This is a genomic window from Campylobacter sp. MIT 12-8780, from assembly GCF_006864535.1.
GTDB lineage: Bacteria > Campylobacterota > Campylobacteria > Campylobacterales > Campylobacteraceae > Campylobacter_D.
Genome location: NZ_QHLL01000007.1, coordinates 51,060 through 69,950 on the forward strand (window position 1 = coordinate 51,060; position 18,891 = coordinate 69,950).

An 18,891-nucleotide genomic window follows, 5' to 3' on the forward strand; every position below is an offset into this window, starting at 1 on the left:
ATGGAGTATGATGATGAAGATTAATTATGAATTTTTAAAAAAGATTTTACCAAATAATGCAAAAAACAATGATTGCTTTACTAGCAGTGACTATTTAATACATATTAGGGGTTCTTAAATAATGACTAAACTACCAAAAACTTGGGAAGTTAAAACACTTGGGGAAGTGTGTGAATCAAAAAATTCTAATATTATTTTGCGAAATATTGAAAATAATGAGGGAATTTATCCTATCTATGGAGCAAAGGGGATAATTAAATATATTGATTTTTATGAAAAAGAAAATGAATGTATTGGCGTAGTAAAAGATGGCTCGGTTGGAAAAGTATTTTTGCTACCTAAGCAATCATCTGTTATTGGGACGATGCATTATTTAGAATGCAACCAAGAGGTTTATATAAAATATCTTTTTTACTTTTTGCATACAATAAATTTTAATCAATACATAAGCGGTTCGGTGATACCTCATATTTATTTTAGGGACTACAAAAAAGAAAAAATCCCCCTACCGCCGATTGAAACTCAAAAACAAATCGTAGAGATTCTAGAATCTAAATTTGCTAAGATAGAAAATGCTACAAATGCTTTGAATTTAGTTAAAAAAGACTTAGTAAAACTTAAGGCTTCATTACTTAACTCTGCTTTTAATGGGACTTTATTGCAAGATAATGACTTGCAAGCGCTAAGCCACGATGATACTGCTTCTAATTTACCGCGAGATTGGGAAGTTAAAACACTTGGGGAAGTGTGCGAAATTATTACAGGCTCAACACCTAGTAAGAAAAATGCTGAATATTACGGAAATAACTATCCATTTTATAAGCCAACGGACTTAAATAATGGATATTTCGTTGATAGTGCATTGGATAATGTCTCTTTAAAAGGTTATGAAATTTCTAGGCAACTTCAAAGCGGTTCAGTTTTGGTTACTTGTATTGGTGCAACTATTGGAAAAACAGGGCTAATAAGAAAAGAAGGAATATGCAATCAGCAAATTAACGCTATTTTGCCTTCTGATAATTTTTTGCCAGAATTTATGTATTTTTATTGCATATCGCCTAAATTTCAAGAGCTTATCAAAATAAATGCCTCATCTACCACATTACCAATTTTAAATAAAAATAATTTTGCAAAATTACCAATCCCCCTACCACCTGTAAAAACTCAAAAACAAATTGTAGAGATTCTGGAATCTAAATTTAAAGCCATAGAAAAGCTAGATTATTTTGTAAATGATAGTTTGGATAAACTCAGCAAATTAAAAGCCTCGCTTTTAAATAAGGCTTTTAGTGGGGAATTAGTATGTTAAGTATTATGTCAATACCAAGCTTTTTAATTTGTTTTTACAAGGTATATGTTAAAATTATGCTTATTTTTTGATATGAGAAAGTTTAAAGGATAAAAATGCAAGAAAATGCTATCGTTACAAAAGTGTGGAATTTTGCGACTATTTTGCGTGATGATGGGGTTACTTATACGGATTATGTGGCACAGATTAGCTACTTGCTCTTTTTAAAAATGGAAGATGAAAAAGAAGAGGTGGGCGAGACTTCGCAGATTCCAAGTGAGTTTCGCTGGCAAAGGCTTAATGCCCTTGATGGCGAGGAGCTTTTGGAGGCTTATAACAACGCGCTTAACACACTTTCAAAGCAAGGTGGCGTAATGGGGCTAATCTATAATGGCGCACAAAATAAAATAAAAGAACCAAATAAACTCAAAAAGCTTTTTACGCTCATTGATAGTGAAACTTGGATGGGGCTAAATGTCGATGTAAAAGGTGCGATTTATGAGGGCTTGCTGGCAAAAAATGCGACTGAAACAAAGGCTGGAGCGGGGCAGTATTTTACGCCTAGGGTGCTGATTGATAGCATTGTAAGGCTTATGCGCCCACAAATTGGCATGAGTGTTTGCGATCCTGCGTGCGGAACTGGCGGCTTTTTGCTGAGTGCTTTTGAGTATATGAAAAAACAAAAACCAAATAAAGAAGAGCTAAAAAAGCTGAAAACTCAAAGCCTTGTAGGCAAAGATGTAACGCAACTTGTGGCGAGTTTATGTGCGATGAATATGTATTTGCATGGAATTTATACGCCAGATATTGAGATAGGCGATTCTCTTGCTAAAAGGGGCGAGAAACGTTTTGATATGGTGCTAACTAATCCGCCCTTTGGTAAGAAGTCCGCTACAAAGGTGCTTAGCAGCGATGGCAAGGTGAAAAATCAAAAAGAAGAATATAGCCGAGATGATTTTTTTGCAAGCACTTCAAATAAGCAAATAATTTTTTTACAACATATAATGAGTATCTTAAATGGCAGTGGAAAAGCCGCTGTGGTGCTTCCTGATAATGTGCTTTTTGAGGGCGGGGCTGGTGAAAAGGTGAGAAAAAAGCTTTTGAATGATTTTAGCTTGCATACGATTTTGCGCCTGCCAACTGGGATTTTTTACGCACAAGGTGTAAAGGCAAATGTAGTGTTTTTTGACAGAGTCAAAACAAGCGATAAAGATGCAAAAGTATGGGTGTATGACTTACGCACAAATATAAATTTAAGCTTGGTTACAAATACTTTAAGTAGCGAGCATTTAAAGGATTTTGAGGAATGTTTTTGCGCTGGAGACTTTAAAGCACGCAAGGAAAGCGAGCGATTTAAAAGCTTTAGTATAAGTGAGATTTTAGAGCGAGATAAGAGCAATTTAGATATTTTTTGGCTCAAAGATGAGAATTTACAAGACTTAGAAATGCTAGAAAGCCCACAAATTTTATGCGAGCAAGTAAGGCAGAATTTAGAGCTTGCGTTAAGCGAGATTGAGGGGATTTTGTAAAAGTGTCTTATCCTTTAGGAAAGAGCAAAGGTTCTTTCCTAAAGTAAAATGAAGCAAATTTAACTCACACAAAAGCTTTTAAACTCTGCTCTAGCCTTTCTTTCATCTCATCTATATGCTCTTTTTTGATGATGAGGGGTGGTAAGAAACGCAAATCATTTTTGCCGCAGCTAATGAGTATGAGTTTGTTCTCTCTTGCTTTGCTAAGCACATCAGCTACCTTTACCTTAGGGCTTAAACTTAGTCCTTGCATAAAACCTAAGCCGCTTCTTTTTTGTATAAATTTGTATTTTTGCACGAGCTCATCTAGGGTTTTTTCTAGGTAAGGGCTAAGTTTTTTGACATTTTCTAGGATTTTTTCTTCTTTAAATGCTTTAAATACAGCATTAACAGCCGCACATGCTAAAGGATTGCCCCCATAAGTGCTTCCATGATCGCCATACTCAAGCGAGTGCTGAGCTACCTTTTCACTTACTACAAAAGCTCCTACGCTAAGCCCACAACCAAGAGCCTTTGCGCTTGTCATCACATCAGGTAAAACGCCAAAATGCTCGTATGCAAAAAACTTCCCACTTCGCCCCATACCACACTGAATTTCATCAGCGATAAGCAAAATGTCTTTTTCATCACAAAGCTTTCTTAAAGCCTCATAAAAAGCCTTTTGCGCTGGGTTAATCCCTCCTTCGCCTTGCACGCTTTCAAGCACTATGGCACAAGTTTTATCGCTTAGTTTTGCTAGCACGCTTTCAAGCTTGTTAAACTCGGCAAATTTTACTCCGCGGATAAGTGGCTTAAAGGGCTTTTGGTATTTTTCATTTGCTGTTAGGCTTAAAGCTCCTAGTGTGCGTCCGTGAAAAGAGTGCTTCATCGCTATAAACTCAGCATTTTTAATGCCTTTATTATACGCGTACCTGCGAGCAACTTTCATCGCTCCTTCTATAGCTTCTGTGCCTGAATTTGTGAAAAAAACACGGCTTAAACCACTTGCTTTGGCTAGGTTTGAAGCAGCAGTAGCGATATTTTCGTTATAAAAAAGGTTACTTGTGTGTATAAGCTTATCAAGCTGTGTTTTTAAGGCTTCATTAAAGCCCTTGTGCGTATAGCCTAAGGCACAAACCCCTATCCCAGCAGCAAAGTCAAGAAAAACTTGTCCCTTATCATCGTAAAGATACACGCCCTCGCCTCTTTCAAGCACGAGATCAAAGCGTTTGTAAGTTTGCACTATATGGCTTTGTTCTTTGTATGACTTCATAAATCCCCTCCTATCAATGTCCCTAAACCATCATCTGTAAAAATTTCAAGCAAAAGGCTGTGTTTAACGCGTCCGTCCAAGATATGCACTCTTTTTACGCCATTTTCAAGGGCATCAACGCAAGAATTAAGCTTTACAAGCATACCGCCTTGTGTGTGCTTGATAAGCTCTTTTGCTTCTTTGATCCCTATCCTTGAGATGAGTGAGTTTTTATCCTCGTAGTTTTTATAAAGTCCCTCGACATCGCTTAAAAACACAAGTTTTTCAGCCCTTAAAGCCTTTGCAACCTCGCACGCTACATCATCAGCATTGATATTAAAACTTTCGTAGTTTTCATTCATACCAATAGGAGCGATGATAGGCAAAAAGTCCTTTTCTAGCAAGTCTTTAAGCACACTTTGGCGCACGCTTTTGATACGCCCTACAAAGCCCAAACTTTCATCTTGCTTTTCACAATGCAAAAGCCCGCCATCTTTGCCACAAATTCCAAGCGCTTTCACGCCTTGACATTCAAGGTTTTGCACTAAGGTTTTATTGATCTTAAAAAGCACCATTTCAGCCACTTCTACAGCTTCTTTTGAGCTTATTCTAAGCCCGTTTTTAAATTCGCTTTTGACATTGAGTTTTTCGCACATTGAAGTGATTTCTTTACCACCACCATGCACGATAACAGGCTTTAAGCCGACAAGCTTTAAAAGGGCTATGTCTTGCATAACGCTGATTTTAAGGGCTTCATTTTCCATAGCCGATCCGCCGTATTTAATCACTATGATTTTAGAATTAAACTTGCGTATATATGGCAAAGCTTCAATGAGCGTATTTGCTTTTTCAAGATAAGTTTTCATCGCTTTTTCTCGCTTTTTATACAAAAATTTTCTTAAAATTGTAGTATCTTTTTGCTTTATTTTTAATGTGTTTTATATAAATTTATAAGTTTTTAAATCAAAAAAATTATAATTACTCAAAAAAGGATACCTAATGATATACTATCTTACCGCTTTTTGCATGGGGCTTGCTATCGCGTTTTTATTTATATTTTCATAAAAAAAGATTTTTATGCTATAATGCTGATTTTTTATCGATTAAAAGGATATGCTTTGCGTTTGATACTTTTTGTTTTACCGGCTCTTTTGCTTATTTTCAGTGCTTGTGCAAACCACGCAGCAGATAATCAATTTTACGAAAAAGCTTTAAGCGATCATTTTTGTTCTGAAAGCTTCTTTAAAGCAGAACAAAAGCGAATGGATAGCAACAAAGATATCATTTACACAGGCTTAAACGCAGGAGCCATCGCAAGAAATTGTCAAGATTTTAATACCAGCAATGATTTCTTAGATAAAGCTGAAGAGGCTTATAAATACGATGTAGATTTAGAAGGACTTGGATCAAAAGGTGCAAGGCTTGTTGGATCAGCCCTTGTAAATGAAGCTGTGTTTGATTATCAAGGCACGCTTTATGAAAGGATAATGGTTAATGTCTATAAGGGCTTAAATTTTATGAGTTTAAACGACTTTGAAAACGCAAGAGTTGAATTTAACAGGGCTTTAATGCGTCAAGACAAGGCAAAAGAGTACTTTGCAAGCCAAATCGCAGCCAGTAGAGCCGAATTTGAAGAAGCCAAAAAAACACAAAATTTTGATGAAAATATGCAGCAAAACTATGAAAATGTGCTCTCACAATACGATCACCTCCTCAAAGACTTTGATACAAGTAAAAACTTTATCAACCCTTATGCTACCTACACCGCAGCCTTATTTTTCTTTTTAGATAAAGATTATACAAGGGCGGTTGATTTGCTTAAAGAAGTGGCGGTGATTAACTCAAGAAGTGCCGAGTTTAAAAAAGAATTTAGAGTGTTTAACCAATACGCTTCCTCAACAAACCCACAAAGACTTCAAAAATACATCTTTGTTGTGTATGAAAGTGGCTTTGGAGCTGGGCTTGATGAGCTTAGCTTTACGCTACCTTTTATCTTTGATGATAATCTCATCACAAGTTCTTTTGCGCTACCAACCTTGAAAAAAAGGGAAAATTCCTTTAGCTATCTGCTTGCAAATGAGACTAAAACTTCACAATTTGTCAGCTTTGATGATGTGATTGCCACTGAGTTTAAAACAGAGCTTGCAAGTAAGATCACTAAAGCTATCAGCTCAACCATACTTAAAACCACGCTTAATGCTGCAGTGGCTAAAAATGATCCAACAGGAGGCTTACTTAGCATGGCAAGCAGCATAGTTACAGCCTCGACAAGCAGAGCTGATGTGCGTTTTTGGAATGCTTTACCTAAATTTGCAAGCGTAGCAATGATAGAAAATAATGGCGAACTTGTCATAAAAAGCGATGATGGCAGGATTCTTTACACAAACAATGAAATCAACAAAGATAAAAACGCTATGCTTGTGATAAGATCGTATTTAAGATACTTACCAAATGCGTTTTATCTAATCCAACCTTAAAGGAGAAAAAATGAGGAAAAATTTACTTATCTTAAGCCTTGCAAGTCTTGCTTTTGTCTTTCTTGCTTGCTCAAGTAAAGAACCAAACGCTTTAGAAAAAAGGGTGCAAAAGCACATTAGCTTTCAAGGCGTAGAAAAGCAAATCGTAAAAGAATTTAACTATAAAACCAATAGCAACGGCTTGCTTGAATTTGAACTTGTGCTTTTAAGTGAAGATGAGCTTAAACTCAGCTATCAAATTTCGTGGAAAGATGAAGACGGCTTTACACTTAAGACTTATCAAGATGGTGTGTTTAAAGACATTACGCTCAAAGAAAATCAAGAGTTTTTGATCCAAAGAGTAGCAAGCGATAAAGACGCTAGCGATTTTAGGATCATTTTAAGTGAAAAATAAATTCAAAAAGGAGAAACAATGAAAAAAATTCAAACACTAGCTCTAAGCGTTATGCTTGGCGCACTACTCACAGCGTGCGGCACTAAGCCTGTTTATACTGATGGCAAAAGCGGACAAGTCAAACAAGGCGATGCGCTGACTTTAGGACTTGATAGAGAAGATTTTGAAAATGCTGCTGATGTGATGATACAAAGCATGCTTAAAGATCCAGCTTTTGCAAATATCGCCCCAGGACAAAGAAAGGTTATCGCTATAGGACGCATAGTCAATGACACACCTCAAAGGATTGACACAGATAAGCTCATCTCAAAGATCACTATCGCTCTTAGAAAATCAGGTAAATTTGTGCTTACTACAGCTGTAGCAGCTGGTGGGGCAAGAGATAGTATGAGCCATGATGTAAGAGAGTTAAGAGATAATGATGAGTTTAATCAAGGCACTATCGCTAAAAAAGGCACTCTTGTTGCACCGGATTTTTCACTAGCTGGCAAGATCAGACAAGATACTGTTAAGCTAAGAAATGGCGATATTCAAGCTGAATACTTCTTCTTGCTTAGCGTAACTGATCTTAACAGCGGTTTGGCGTATTGGGAAGATGAACAAACTATCTCAAAAGCAGGCGATAAAAAGTCTGTAACTTGGTAAGGCTTTTGTGATGAAAAGGTTTTTTTTATTCGTTTTATGCACCTTTAGCTTTGTTTTAGCCCAACCAAACGAGCAAGCAGTAGAATCAAATTCTACTGCGACAAATTTTAGCCCAGATACTGCCACTTCTGTTGTAAGCAAAGAAGGCACTTTTATCAAAGTTTCAAGCGGACAAGCAAGTGCGCCAACTCAAGAAGAAGCTTTAAGGCTTGCTATTATCGATGCAGTAATGAAACTTAAGGGCTTTAATACAGCAAATTTCAAACAACAAATCCGCACACAAAACTTTTCAAATTTCAATCTTTTTCAGCCTCAAGTCTTCACAAGCTCAACTTTTAAAGCCACAAAAGGCTATATAGACAGCTATGAGCTTACTAAAGTGGCTTTAGAGCCAAATGGAAGGTATTTTGTGAGCGTTAATGTCTTTAAGACACTTTTTTCACGCAATGAAAAGCCAAATTTGGTGATTTTTAATGCTTCAAGATTTAAGGCTTTGGGCGAAAACTTAGGACAAAAACTTGTTAATGATTTCACAAAAAGCAAGAAATTTAATGTCTTAGATAGAAAAAACGAAGCCTATTATAAGGCTGAAAAAGCTGTGATTGAGAGTGAAGATGGCTCAAGTGAAGATATTTTCAAGCTTGGCAATGTCATGGGAAGTGATTATATGCTGATTTTTAACCTAAGAGATATTAGCGCAAGTTCGAGTAAAAGCTCAAAGCTCACCACTCAATCAAATACGCTTAAAGGCGATGTGGCAGTGGATTATCGCTTGATCTTATTTGCTACAAAAGAGATTAAGCTTGCAAATACCATTACTTTGCAACTTAGCCTTAAAGATGAGAGTGTTAAAACAAATGAAGAAGCTTTAACAAAAATAGCAAATGCTCTTTCAAAAGACATTTTAAATGAACTTTATCCAGCTTATATCACGCTTGCAAATGAAGGTGAAGTAAGCTTTGAAGAAGAGCTTGAGCTAAACGCAGTGTATGAGTGTATAAACAAAAGCAATGGCACAAGCTCAAAGGTGCAAATCACAAGTGCTAATAAAAACAGCTCAAAAGGCAAGGTTTTACAAGGCACAGCAAGCTTTAATGATACTTGCACGCTTTCAAGCGAACAAGGCAGAGAAGCTACTTACAAACTTGGCACAAATGGCGGTGTGAATTTAGGCTTTTAAGCTCACAAAACAAAAATAGACAAAAAGACAGCTAGTCCCTTTGTCTATTTTGATCTTTTTTTTCTACTTTTCATTCTTAGCTTTTTTTCGTATATAGATATAAAGCACGCTTGCAATAGCAATGAGGATAAAGATAATGATAAGAATTTGGTGCAAATACTCAGCGATAAGCTCTTCATTTTGCCCTAAAAAATATCCAAGCAAGACTAAGATACTAACCCACAAAAAACTCCCCAAGCCTGTAAAAAAGATAAATCTTTTTAGGTTCATTTTCGCTAAGCCAGCTGGCATAGAGATATATTGACGAATGCCCGGTATCAAGCGACACACAAAGGTTGAAAACTCGCCATGTTTATTAAAAAATGCCTCAAATTTAGCAAATTTAACTTCATTGATCCCTATATATCTACCCCATTTTAGCACAAAGGCTCGCCCAAAGAAAAAGCAAAGATAGTAATTAATCAAAGCCCCTAAAATAGAGCCTAAAACCCCACACGCTATACACGCGTATATATTAAACTCGCCCTTATGAGCCAAATATCCAGCCGGAATCATCACAACCTCGCTAGGAAAAGGGATAAAACAGCTTTCTAAAGTCATTAAAAGCACTATGCCAAGATAGCCAAGCTCGCTTGCAGTGCGAAGTATAAAGTCTATAAGTTCTTGCATGAGTTCATTTCAAAAAAGAATTAAAAAGCAAAAGCCCAAAAAATGGGCTTTTTGAAAGGCTAGGTTTATTTACCAGCAAATGAAGCTTGATTTGGATTATCAGCAGCTCCAGCTAAAAGGCATTCTCTAAGCGCATCAGCATCGGCTGGGTTGCTGACTTTGTTTTTTACCCAACGCTCGATTTGTGCCATAGTTTTTGAAGCTGGATTTGGAGCTTGATACTGCTTTGAAAGCGCTGCACAATCAGCTGCTAAACTTAAACTTGGTAAAGCAAAAAGTGCTATTAATAAAACTTTTTTCATCTTTACTCCTTTTTAGAATTTCACATTATATATAAGCATAATGTTATCTGCTGTGCTATCAGCACCTGCGCTTTTACCTATGTTTTTACCCGGTGCTCCATTTATAGGTAAGCCTCTGTTGCCCCAAAGATTGTTAATCCTTGTATAGCTTAAGCGGAAGAATTGATTTTTATCCACTTGAGCGATCGCATACACATCAAAAGCATGTCCTCTTGTTTGTCTTATATTTAAAGGATCATTAAAGCTTGATCTTGAAAGGGTATACCAAAAACGGCTTCCGTAGAAGTATTCGCCACCAAGTTTGAAGTATTGGTTAAAATCATATCTTAAACCTACATGTGCAGCATAGGCATTTTTTTCATTGAAAAGTTTTGATGTAGGTACAGAAGGTGCAAGCTCTTTTGCATCACTTCCCTTATAATAACCCAAAGAGCCAAAATAATTCAAGCCTATATCCCAAAGATTATACGCTTCAAAGTGTAAATTTACGATATCAGAATTTCCCAAATTACGCACGCCACCATAAGTAGCACCTAGTGGTAAAGAAAAATTATTCAAACGTACATAAGAAAGCATTAAGAGGTTATTACCTACACCAAATTGCTCGAAAGGAAGTCTCATCTCAGCTGAAGCATACCACAAATCAGAATCTGCCTTTGAAGTCGATCCTGACCAATCCCTAATAGTTCCTTCCTCATCATACTGATACACCTTTCCATACGCTCCACGCACTGCAAAAGCAAAATCATTAAGCAAAGCTGGCTTAAAAGTAACCACCGCTGCATCACCTAAAGTATTGATAGCAAGGGCTGGGTAGGTTGATTGGCGAAGAGCATTGTTTCTAAGGTTGCTTCCTGGACCTTCAGTTCCTGGCTGACGTCCTAAGGTGAAAACTACTTCTTCAGTGGCAAAAAGATCGATATAAGCACGACTTACATAGATACTTGATCCACTTGTGCGAGTGTTGCGTCCAGCATCTATATCAAGTGGATCGCCTACACTTGCAACATCCATTTGCCCCCAGTTTTTTGCCATAGATAAGCGACCATAGAATTTAGTATAGTCGTTAATCGCCGCATTCATATTAAGATGCAATTCACTCGCCCATTTGTTGTGAGCTTTGTATTTTTGATCGTTAATGTTGTAGGTTGTATCGCCCACGCCCATTGAAAAATCAAGACCAAATTTGATCTTATCCAAACCTGTTTGAAACTCTGTGTCATCGAGTCTTTCTTCAAGCTCACTAATCCTTGTTTCAAGTCTTTGCATAGCTGTTGGCTGAGGAGCCGGCGCAACTCTTTGAGGCGGAGTTTGTCTAGGAGCATTTTGCCTTGGGGCTGCATAAAGCGAAGAGCCAAGCAAGGCAAGAGCTAAAACTACTGAAAATTTTGATTTCATGTAAAAATCTCCTTAAAAATTTGAAATTATCGCTTGCAATTCTAGCAAAATAAAACTTAAAAACTTATATTTTTTAAAAAAATCATACAAAAAGAAGCATTTTGTGAAATTTTGACTTTAAATTCTTAGTATTTTAAGCTCAAAAAAGTAAAGATGAAAATACAAAAAACTACAAACAAACTGATGAAAGATCAAAGCCTTTATATCGTTGTTCTTAAACGATATAAAGGCTATAAAAATTGAGTTTATCTTTTTTTAGCTTTGCTTTTAAGCTTGGTGCGTTGGGTTTGGGCTGGAATTTTTTCAGCTTTTTGTGTTGAGATTTTATCTAAGTTTTGCTTACTTTTTAAAGCTTTTTTGATCTGCGTGGTTGTTTTATCATCTTGAGCCTTGGAAGTTTGGGTGTTTTTAGCTTTTGTAGTTGGACTTTTAGCCTTTTCATCTTTAAAAATCTTTATATCTTCGATAATATCACCTTGTTTAATACTATCAAGCACCTTTAAACTCGCTTCATCATTTAAATCAATCTGTCCAAACACAGTATGAACGCCGTCTAAATGAGGCTGTGGGCTATGTGTGATGAAAAACTGGCTTCCGCCTGTATCACGTCCTGCATGAGCCATACTGAGCGTGCCACGAAGGTGCTTGTGCCTTTGATTATCGCACTCGCATTCTATCTCATAACCTGGACCGCCCATGCCATTACCATAAGGACAACCGCCTTGAATGACAAAATTTGGGATTACTCTGTGGAATTTCAAACCCTTATAAAAGCCTTCTTGAGCCAAATTTGCAAAATTACACACCGCTTGAGGCGCTTCATCTGCAAAAAGCTTGAGCTTTATGTCCCCTTTAGAAGTCGTAATTAAAGCGTTTTGATACTCATTTGCCTTGCTTGTATCTATTTTTTTAAGCATTGTTTGTCCTTTTTTAATCTATATTTGTATAAACAGCTTGTACATCATCATCATCTTCAAGCTTGTCAAGCAGTTTTTCTATATCTAAAAGCTGATTTTCATCAAAACTTAGGGGCGAATTTGGCACATACTCAAGCCCAGCTTTTTTAAGCACTAAACCCTTATTTTCAAGAGTGGTGCTAAGCTCGCCAAAGGCGGTATAATCGCCCATGATTAAAAGTTCTTCTTCATTTTGTTCTAAGCTTTCAAGTCCAAAGTCTATAAGTTCTAGCTCAAGTTCTTCTAAATCGCCTTTAAAAGGCTCAAGATGAAATACTGCCTTTCTTGAAAACATAAAGCTTAAAGAGCCATTTTGTAGAAGTTCTCCGCCATTTTTGCTAAAAATAGCCTTGACATTTGCTACTGTGCGTGTGGGATTATCACTCATACACTCAACCATAATCAAAGCTCCGTGTGGGGCTTTGCCTTCATAATGGATATTTTTTATATCAGCTCCATCTTTGCCACTGGCTCGCTTTATGGCTGCGTCGATATTATCTTTTGGCATATTGCTAGCTTTTGCTGTAGCGATGGCTGAGCGAAGCTTGGGATTCATCTCAGGATCTAGCCCACCTTCTTTGGCGGCTACTTGAATAGCCTTAGCAAGTTTAGGAAAAAGCTTACTCATCTTATCCCAACGAGCCTCTTTTGAAGCCCTTCTATACTCAAACGCACGTCCCATGGCTGTCCTTTTTTCATAAAAATTTGACTTTTTAAAATGAAAGTATAGGATAAAAATGTAAATTTCAAAGCAAGCTTTCTAAGCTTAGATAAAAGCTACTTGGGATATACTAGCTTTTTTCAAATAGGGGAGAAAATGCTAGGTGTAGGCTTGGTGCTTTTAGGTGCTGTGTTTTGGGCGATTAGCGGGGTGCTGGCTGAATATCTCTTTAAGAGTGGCTTTAGCGTAGAATGGGTGAGCTTTTATAGGCTTTTATTTACTTCATTTGTGCTTATTGCTTTGAGTTTTAAGAAAAGAAATTTTGTGCTTTTTAAACACAAAAATAAAGTTTTTTCTTTGCTAGGCTTTGCTTTGCTTGGACTTTTGCTTACTCAATATGGCTATTTTAAGGCTATATTTTATACAGACGCTGGCACAGCTACGATGATACAATACTCTGCCCCACTTTTAATCATGATCTTTGTTTGCTTTAAGGCTAAGGTTTTACCTAAAAAGCTTGAAATACTTGCTTTAATACTCATTTTTATAGGATTATTTTTACTGGCAACACACGGAGATTTTCACTCTTTAAATATCAGTTTTTGGGGTTTATTTTGGGCTTTGGCTGGTGCTTTTGGGGTGGCGTATTATTCACTTGGAGCAAGGGCTATTATCGCTTCTTATGGGCTCTTTTTTGTCATGGGCTTTGCAAGTTTGTTTGCAGCTTGTATGCTTTTTGTACTTTTAGGATTTAAAATACCTTACCACGAACTTGACATAAAAGCCTTTCTGGCAATGTCCGGCATAATTTTCATAGGCACTATAGGAGCATTTTGCTTATATTTAAAGGGTGTTGAGTATATAGGAGCATTAAAAGCAAGTATGATAGCCTGCGTTGAGCCTGTAGCCGCCGCAATTATGAGCTTTGCTTTTTTAGGCACAAGATACACTTTCATAGATATTTTTGCTTTTATACTCATCATCTTAAGCGTGATTTTAAATGCGAAAAATAGGGCTTAAACAAGGCTTGCAAAAATATCCTCAACCTTTGTTTTAACATATTCATCATAGCCTTTTAGCTCTGGTTTTTCATTATAAAAAAAGAGTTTGACATTGATATTTTGCGAATTTGCTTGTTCAAAAATATGCCTAAATCCTTCGATTTTATTTATCGCTATATTTTGTGCATGTTTTAAGCCCTTTGGGTCGATAAATATTATAGTATTATCCTTAGTTTCTTTATGTCTTAACCAAAAAATAAAATCTGGATAGAATCTTTTCTCACTTTGCGTTTCTTCATCAAAATATGGGATATAAATTTCATCAATATTTTCTACAAGCTTGCTAAAACACCATTCATAAGCTTTTAAAACATTATCATCAAGCTTTATATATTCTTTTAATTTCTTTAAAAACTCAATTTCACTTGGTATTTTAATGCTATAAGAGATTTTGTCATCATTTTCTTTGATGATTAATGGACCATAATAATGCTCTTTGAATTCAGCATCAATGATATAGCTGTTAACCTCTATTTTTTGCAGCCCCTGTCCCATAGCTTCCTTAAGGCTTTTTCCAGCTCTAATCTCTGCTTCTATCTCCTCATCGCTTTTTGCTCTTAAAACTTCTTTTATTTTTTGATTTAATTCCTCAATCATATTATAATTTAGCGTGCTTGTAAAATGATGAAAATGCTTTATCTCGTCATTTATTGGCTCAAATTTTTCTAGCACCTTATAGCTTCTTGCAAAAAAGTTATCAAGCATTTTTAGCATTTTTTCATAGTCATGAGATTGCTTTCTGCCTTCTATCACGGCTATATTGCTTTTATTTTTGATTTTTTCTAAAGTTTTAAAGCCTAAAGCTTCACTTTTTAAATTAGCACTTAAAAGCAAAACATCTTCATCATAACTTTGCATAAAATCACAAAGTCCACTATAATCATCTTGTGAAATCTTATAGCTTCTTTCTTGCATAGCTTCTGTCTTATATTTTGGCACATATAAAGGCTTAAAAGTTTGATTTTTTCTAAAACCTTTTAGGGCTTTTTTCGAGCTAAATTGCTGCATTTTTTCTAAGATATATTTAATCGCTTCTTTATCGCTAGCCATGATAAAAAGCGTTTCAAGCCATTGATTTTTAAAGCCTAGTTTTGCACTTATATCAAAGCTTTTTAAGCCACATTTTTCAAGTCTTTTACGCAAGTATGCAAAAGGCTCGATTCTCACGCCTCTACCTATGGTTTGTAGCACATATTTTTTTGCTTGCGTGCTGCCTATATTGATAAAATTTATGATATTTACGCGGTTACTATCCCAGCCCTCGCTAAAAACCTTGCTACCCATCATTATATTTATAGGCGAATTTATATCATTAATATTTGCAAAATATCCCTGCTCTAAATCCTCGCCTATATCAATTCCTAGCTTAAGTATATAATCTTTTTGCCACTCCTTAATATTTCCTATATTTAAAAGTAAAAAGGGCTTGCTTGCATTCTTGCTTTTAAAAACAAGTTCCTTATCATTACCCTTTATCTTGCAAGCCTCAATGCCAGCATTTGCACTTGCATAAAATACACTTTGTTTTACCTCATCTAAGCTTATGTCTTTTAGCTTTTCTATAAGTGTATGAGCCAAATAATCTGTCCCAAAATATAAGCTTGCTTTTTCTAAATCCTTGCAAAGTTTTGCTAATAAATCCTCAAAGTCCTTAACCTCGCCTTTAACTATCTTTAATATAGCTTCAAAATACAGCTTTATACCAGCTATTTTCGTATTTACCTTATCTGAAACTGCTATGATTAAAGGATTATGATAAAGCAATTTTTTATGTTCATCTTTCTCAAAAGAATTTTCAAACTGCGTAAAAAGCTCCTTTTTAGCCTTTAAAATAGCCGCAAAGATAATAAAACTTTGCATGATTTTTTCAAGCTGTTCTACTTCGTTTTCTTCGCTTGAAAAAGCCTTTAAATCAGAATCTAGCACAGCGATATTTTTACCATAGCCATCAAGATTAAAGCGTTCCAAATTATAATTAAACGCACAAGTTTGCATATCAATTTCATCATCAAAAGTCGCAGAGAAATTAAAGATAAATCCACTTGGTTTAGCATCCTGCCTAAGTCCTTTTGCAAGCTCGTTTATATAACTTTTTCGTGTTGAAAAGCCACTATCGCCCCTATGTGCTTCATCAAGTAAGATATACCAGCCATTTTCACGTAAATAATTTTTATAATTTAGCCTTTTTGCCTTTTTATCTTTGCCTACATTTGTTTCATTATCAAGCAAATCACTCCTTGCTATATACAGCTTGCACGCACTTTCAAAAAGATTTGGTATGCTTTGTTTTTCGTATTCTTTAAGTTCTAGAATCTGAATGGGCTTTTCTTGAAAATTATTATAAAGCAAGATAGTATTTTTAAATTGTTCTAAAATTTTATCATTTGGAGCAAGGAGCATTATGGGCTTAGATTCTAATTCTTTTTTATGCATAAGCCTAGCTAAAATAGCAATAAGCTTTATCATAACAATAGTTTTTCCACTCCCTGTAGCCATCCAAAAACTCGCGCGATTGATATTCTCAAGTTTTAGCCTACTATCATAACTTTGATAATGTGCTAGCAAGCCTTTTATATCATAAGTTTCTTGAGGAATAGGGCATTCTTCAAAAAACATTAAAGCAATAATGGCATTTCTAAGCGCTTCGCTTTGATAATTTTCAAGCGTGATTTTATCACTAAAACTAGTAAAATCAATATTTTTCAAAATATCTTGAAAGCTAGTTTTATCAATGCCTTGATTAATGATTTCATTGAGTATTAGCGTATCTGCTTTTTGTGTATTTTGCTTTTTGCTCATTTGTTTTCCTTTGTACGATCACTTAAGGCTTTATATTCTGCTTCAAGTATGTTTTCATCGTCTTTATCAGCCTCTAAAGCCTGTTCTCTTTTTCTTTTTTCATCAAAAATTTCATATTTTGGTATAACTATATTTTTCATTTGCTCATTTGAAATACTTCCATTTCCTTTTAAAATTTCTAAGCCTTGAAATTTAAGCAAGGTATCTACATTTTCCCTCCAAAAATCCATAGTTAAAACTTGTTTTGATTTAACACGAAGTTCAGCAGATTCTAAAAATACATTTACTAAGCGATTTAGGCTATCTAGTTCATCTTTATTAAGGTAGTTTTTAGCAATGATAATATCGCCCTTTCTTACAACATTGCCCTTAAAGCTTGTAAGCCCCATATTTAAAGCATTTTCATCAGCTCTTGTGCAAATAAGTTCAGCCGCACTTTGTCCTGTGATAGCAAAAAGCAACTTATTTTGTGTATTTGCAAAAAACATTTGTGTTGTTTTATCGCTTGTATCATAATCCACACTTAAAGCAAAAAGATCGCGAACCTTTTGATAAAACCTCTTTTCACTGGCTCTAATATCTCTAATTTGCTCTAAAAGCTCATCAAAATAATCAGTCCTACCATTTGGATTTTTAAGCCTATCAGTATCGATGATAAAGCCTTTTTGAAGATAATGTCTAAGATTTTCATTCGCCCAAATTCTAAACTGCACGCCTCTTTTGCTACGCACACGAAAACCAACAGCCAAAATCATCTCTAAAGAATAAATTTTTATTTTATATTGCTTGGAATCTGTAGCAGTATGTAAGTAATCCTTACATACTGAAATCTCGCTTAACTCCCCATCTTTTAGGATATTCCTAATATGCATGGTTATATTTTGAGTAGAGGTAGCAAAAAGTTTTGCCATATCATTTTGAGACAGCCAAACACTACTGCCTAGCTCATAAAGCTCGACTTGTGTTTTTCCATCTTTAGTGATGTAGATTATTGGGGGATGCATTAGCTATTTCTCCTGAATTTCTGGCATTGCTTGAATTACAAGAGCATTTAAAAAAATTTTTAAAAGCAAAAATAAGAATAAAAAATTTTCTACAAATATCGACATTAATAAAGAAAAAGCAAAAATAGATAGCCATTTGTTTTGAAAAACAAGAATTAACAACACTATAAAAGATACTATAACCGTCAATAAAGCACAATAAACTGCCAATTGAAAATATTCCTTTAATGTATGTATTTTTCTTTGTGTAGGCTTATTATGGTCTTCTGTATATAGTTTTTTAAGGTACTTAGATGAAAATAATATAGATAAGCTTGTCAAATAAAAACCGAAACAAATAGACATAAAAGTGATTATATTAGAAACACTTCCTTTCATATATTCATTTATATCTTTTTGTAAAATATCCGAGCAATAAAATAAAATATACAACACAGATATACATGCAAATAAAGAACTTAAAAATATAACCCAAACTATTTTTTTATGATTTTCATAAATTTTATTAAACATTCAATTGTTCCAATAATAAATTCTTAATTAATTCCGGATTATACATACCAAATTGATCCTTTTGAGCTTTAAGTTGAATTTTTTAAGATAAGTTTCCAAATTAAAAATCTTTTCTATTCCATTGTCATCTTCTCCGATACAAATCATTTTATCTATTTCTGCATTATCCTTCCTCTTTTTACATCTTGCTAAAAAACTTAAACATTTACCAGGATCAAAAATACTTTCTTTAATTTTTACCTCTAAAGAAAAATTAACCGCAGATCCATAACCACAAGCATCTTCTACATCTCCAAAAATACCACCATTAAACAAGTTTTTATTTGCTGAAGCAAACTTTAAATACGAAACAGAAGTAATTTCTTTAACAAATTCATCTGGAGAAATTGTATAATTTTTAATTGAAAACTTATTTTTAAATTTATCTTTTAAATATTCCGATAAAAATTTATTTTTCTTAAAATATGATGTGTATAAAATTAATTCTTCTGGGACATATAAATAAAATATTTGATTCCTTAATTCCGCCTCATTTGGATTTCTTGGATTTTTCTTATTCTCTTTAGTATCTATATTGAGTATTTCTTCTGCATAAGGCTTGGCTTTGCCATGCTTAACATAAATCCAAAGCATTTTATTATTTATAATTTCACAAGATACACTATAAGATATACTGTCAAACTCATATATGTCGTTTTCTATATTTCGAAAAAGTTCTATTGATGGGAAAGTTACTCCATCAATAGCTAAGCCACATGCTGTAAAAACTATTTTATTTTCCATT

At 34.9% G+C, this 18,891-nt stretch carries 17 protein-coding genes and 1 pseudogene; 7 read left to right on the forward strand and 11 right to left on the reverse strand.

Annotated elements, in window-relative coordinates:
• Positions 1-121 precede the first annotated feature (121 nt).
• Together DMB95_RS06515 and DMB95_RS06520 are read left to right on the forward strand one after the other, a co-directional pair.
• Complete coding sequence (locus DMB95_RS06515) at positions 122-1,309, forward strand: restriction endonuclease subunit S (protein WP_142931403.1); 1,188 nt, start codon at positions 122-124, stop codon at positions 1,307-1,309.
• 95 nt (positions 1,310-1,404) lie between these two features.
• A complete protein-coding gene (locus tag DMB95_RS06520; protein WP_142931404.1) occupies positions 1,405-2,817 on the forward strand; it encodes a type I restriction-modification system subunit M in 1,413 nt (470 codons plus the stop codon).
• Between the two features lie 64 nt (positions 2,818-2,881).
• Here the strand turns inward: DMB95_RS06520 and DMB95_RS06525 are convergent, their stop codons facing one another.
• A complete protein-coding gene (locus DMB95_RS06525; RefSeq protein WP_142931405.1) occupies positions 2,882-4,069 on the reverse strand; it encodes an aspartate aminotransferase family protein in 1,188 nt (395 codons plus the stop codon).
• Positions 4,066-4,914 carry an acetylglutamate kinase gene (gene argB, locus DMB95_RS06530; protein ID WP_137632561.1) on the reverse strand — a complete coding sequence of 283 codons (849 nt, stop codon included), beginning with the start codon at positions 4,912-4,914 and terminating at the stop codon, positions 4,066-4,068. Before argB ends, DMB95_RS06525 begins: the two co-directional genes overlap by 4 nt.
• Positions 4,915-5,166: 252 nt before the next feature.
• Between argB and DMB95_RS06535 the strand changes: the two genes are divergently transcribed.
• Genes DMB95_RS06535 through DMB95_RS06550 form a run of 4 tightly spaced genes read left to right on the forward strand, consistent with a single transcriptional unit; the run spans position 5,167 to position 8,744 of the window.
• Positions 5,167-6,525 (forward strand): hypothetical protein, encoded by a 1,359-nt coding sequence (locus DMB95_RS06535; RefSeq protein ID WP_185906686.1) that lies wholly within the window; start codon positions 5,167-5,169, stop codon positions 6,523-6,525.
• A 10-nt stretch (positions 6,526-6,535) separates the two neighbouring features.
• A complete protein-coding gene (locus DMB95_RS06540; protein ID WP_137632558.1) occupies positions 6,536-6,919 on the forward strand; it encodes a DUF1425 domain-containing protein in 384 nt (127 codons plus the stop codon).
• A gap of 18 nt (positions 6,920-6,937) precedes the next feature.
• The gene (gene lpoB / locus DMB95_RS06545; RefSeq protein WP_137632557.1) at positions 6,938-7,564 is read left to right on the forward strand and encodes a penicillin-binding protein activator LpoB; all 627 of its coding nucleotides are present in this window, start codon (positions 6,938-6,940) and stop codon (positions 7,562-7,564) included.
• A gap of 10 nt (positions 7,565-7,574) precedes the next feature.
• Positions 7,575-8,744, forward strand: coding sequence for a CsgG/HfaB family protein (locus tag DMB95_RS06550; protein WP_142931407.1), 1,170 nt, complete (start codon positions 7,575-7,577; stop codon positions 8,742-8,744).
• Positions 8,745-8,807: 63 nt separating this feature from the next.
• Here DMB95_RS06550 and DMB95_RS06555 read toward each other — a convergent pair whose 3' ends face one another.
• The 5 genes and pseudogenes from DMB95_RS06555 to DMB95_RS06575 all read right to left on the reverse strand — a co-directional run bounded on the left by DMB95_RS06555 (position 8,808) and on the right by DMB95_RS06575 (position 12,751).
• A complete protein-coding gene (locus DMB95_RS06555) occupies positions 8,808-9,413 on the reverse strand; it encodes a DedA family protein (protein WP_142931408.1) in 606 nt (201 codons plus the stop codon).
• A gap of 65 nt (positions 9,414-9,478) precedes the next feature.
• Entirely contained in the window at positions 9,479-9,715 is a 237-nt protein-coding gene (locus DMB95_RS06560) for a hypothetical protein (protein ID WP_137632554.1), read from the reverse strand.
• A gap of 12 nt (positions 9,716-9,727) precedes the next feature.
• Positions 9,728-11,113 (reverse strand): DUF3373 family protein, encoded by a 1,386-nt coding sequence (locus DMB95_RS06565; protein ID WP_142931409.1) that lies wholly within the window; start codon positions 11,111-11,113, stop codon positions 9,728-9,730.
• A 449-nt stretch (positions 11,114-11,562) separates the two neighbouring features.
• Positions 11,563-12,030, reverse strand: a pseudogene (locus DMB95_RS06570) (peptidylprolyl isomerase); the annotation flags it as partial.
• A gap of 13 nt (positions 12,031-12,043) precedes the next feature.
• Positions 12,044-12,751: a YebC/PmpR family DNA-binding transcriptional regulator gene (locus tag DMB95_RS06575; protein ID WP_137632553.1), complete on the reverse strand. Its 708-nt coding sequence runs from the start codon at positions 12,749-12,751 to the stop codon at positions 12,044-12,046.
• A gap of 135 nt (positions 12,752-12,886) precedes the next feature.
• Between DMB95_RS06575 and DMB95_RS06580 the strand changes: the two genes are divergently transcribed.
• A complete protein-coding gene (locus tag DMB95_RS06580; protein ID WP_142931410.1) occupies positions 12,887-13,750 on the forward strand; it encodes a DMT family transporter in 864 nt (287 codons plus the stop codon).
• Here the strand turns inward: DMB95_RS06580 and DMB95_RS06585 are convergent.
• The 4 genes from DMB95_RS06585 to DMB95_RS06600 are packed head-to-tail and all read right to left on the reverse strand — an operon-like array spanning position 13,747 to position 18,890.
• Positions 13,747-16,590 (reverse strand): DEAD/DEAH box helicase family protein, encoded by a 2,844-nt coding sequence (locus tag DMB95_RS06585; RefSeq protein WP_142931411.1) that lies wholly within the window; start codon positions 16,588-16,590, stop codon positions 13,747-13,749. The two genes, DMB95_RS06580 and DMB95_RS06585, sit on opposite strands and share 4 nt — an antisense overlap.
• Positions 16,587-17,594: a virulence RhuM family protein gene (locus DMB95_RS06590; RefSeq protein WP_142931412.1), complete on the reverse strand. Its 1,008-nt coding sequence runs from the start codon at positions 17,592-17,594 to the stop codon at positions 16,587-16,589. The genes DMB95_RS06585 and DMB95_RS06590 overlap by 4 nt, the downstream gene beginning before the upstream one ends.
• Before the next feature lie 3 nt (positions 17,595-17,597).
• The gene (locus tag DMB95_RS06595) at positions 17,598-18,107 is read right to left on the reverse strand and encodes a hypothetical protein (protein WP_142931413.1); all 510 of its coding nucleotides are present in this window, start codon (positions 18,105-18,107) and stop codon (positions 17,598-17,600) included.
• A 27-nt stretch (positions 18,108-18,134) separates the two neighbouring features.
• Positions 18,135-18,890 carry a hypothetical protein gene (locus tag DMB95_RS06600; RefSeq protein ID WP_142931414.1) on the reverse strand — a complete coding sequence of 252 codons (756 nt, stop codon included), beginning with the start codon at positions 18,888-18,890 and terminating at the stop codon, positions 18,135-18,137.
• Position 18,891: the final 1 nt, after the last annotated feature.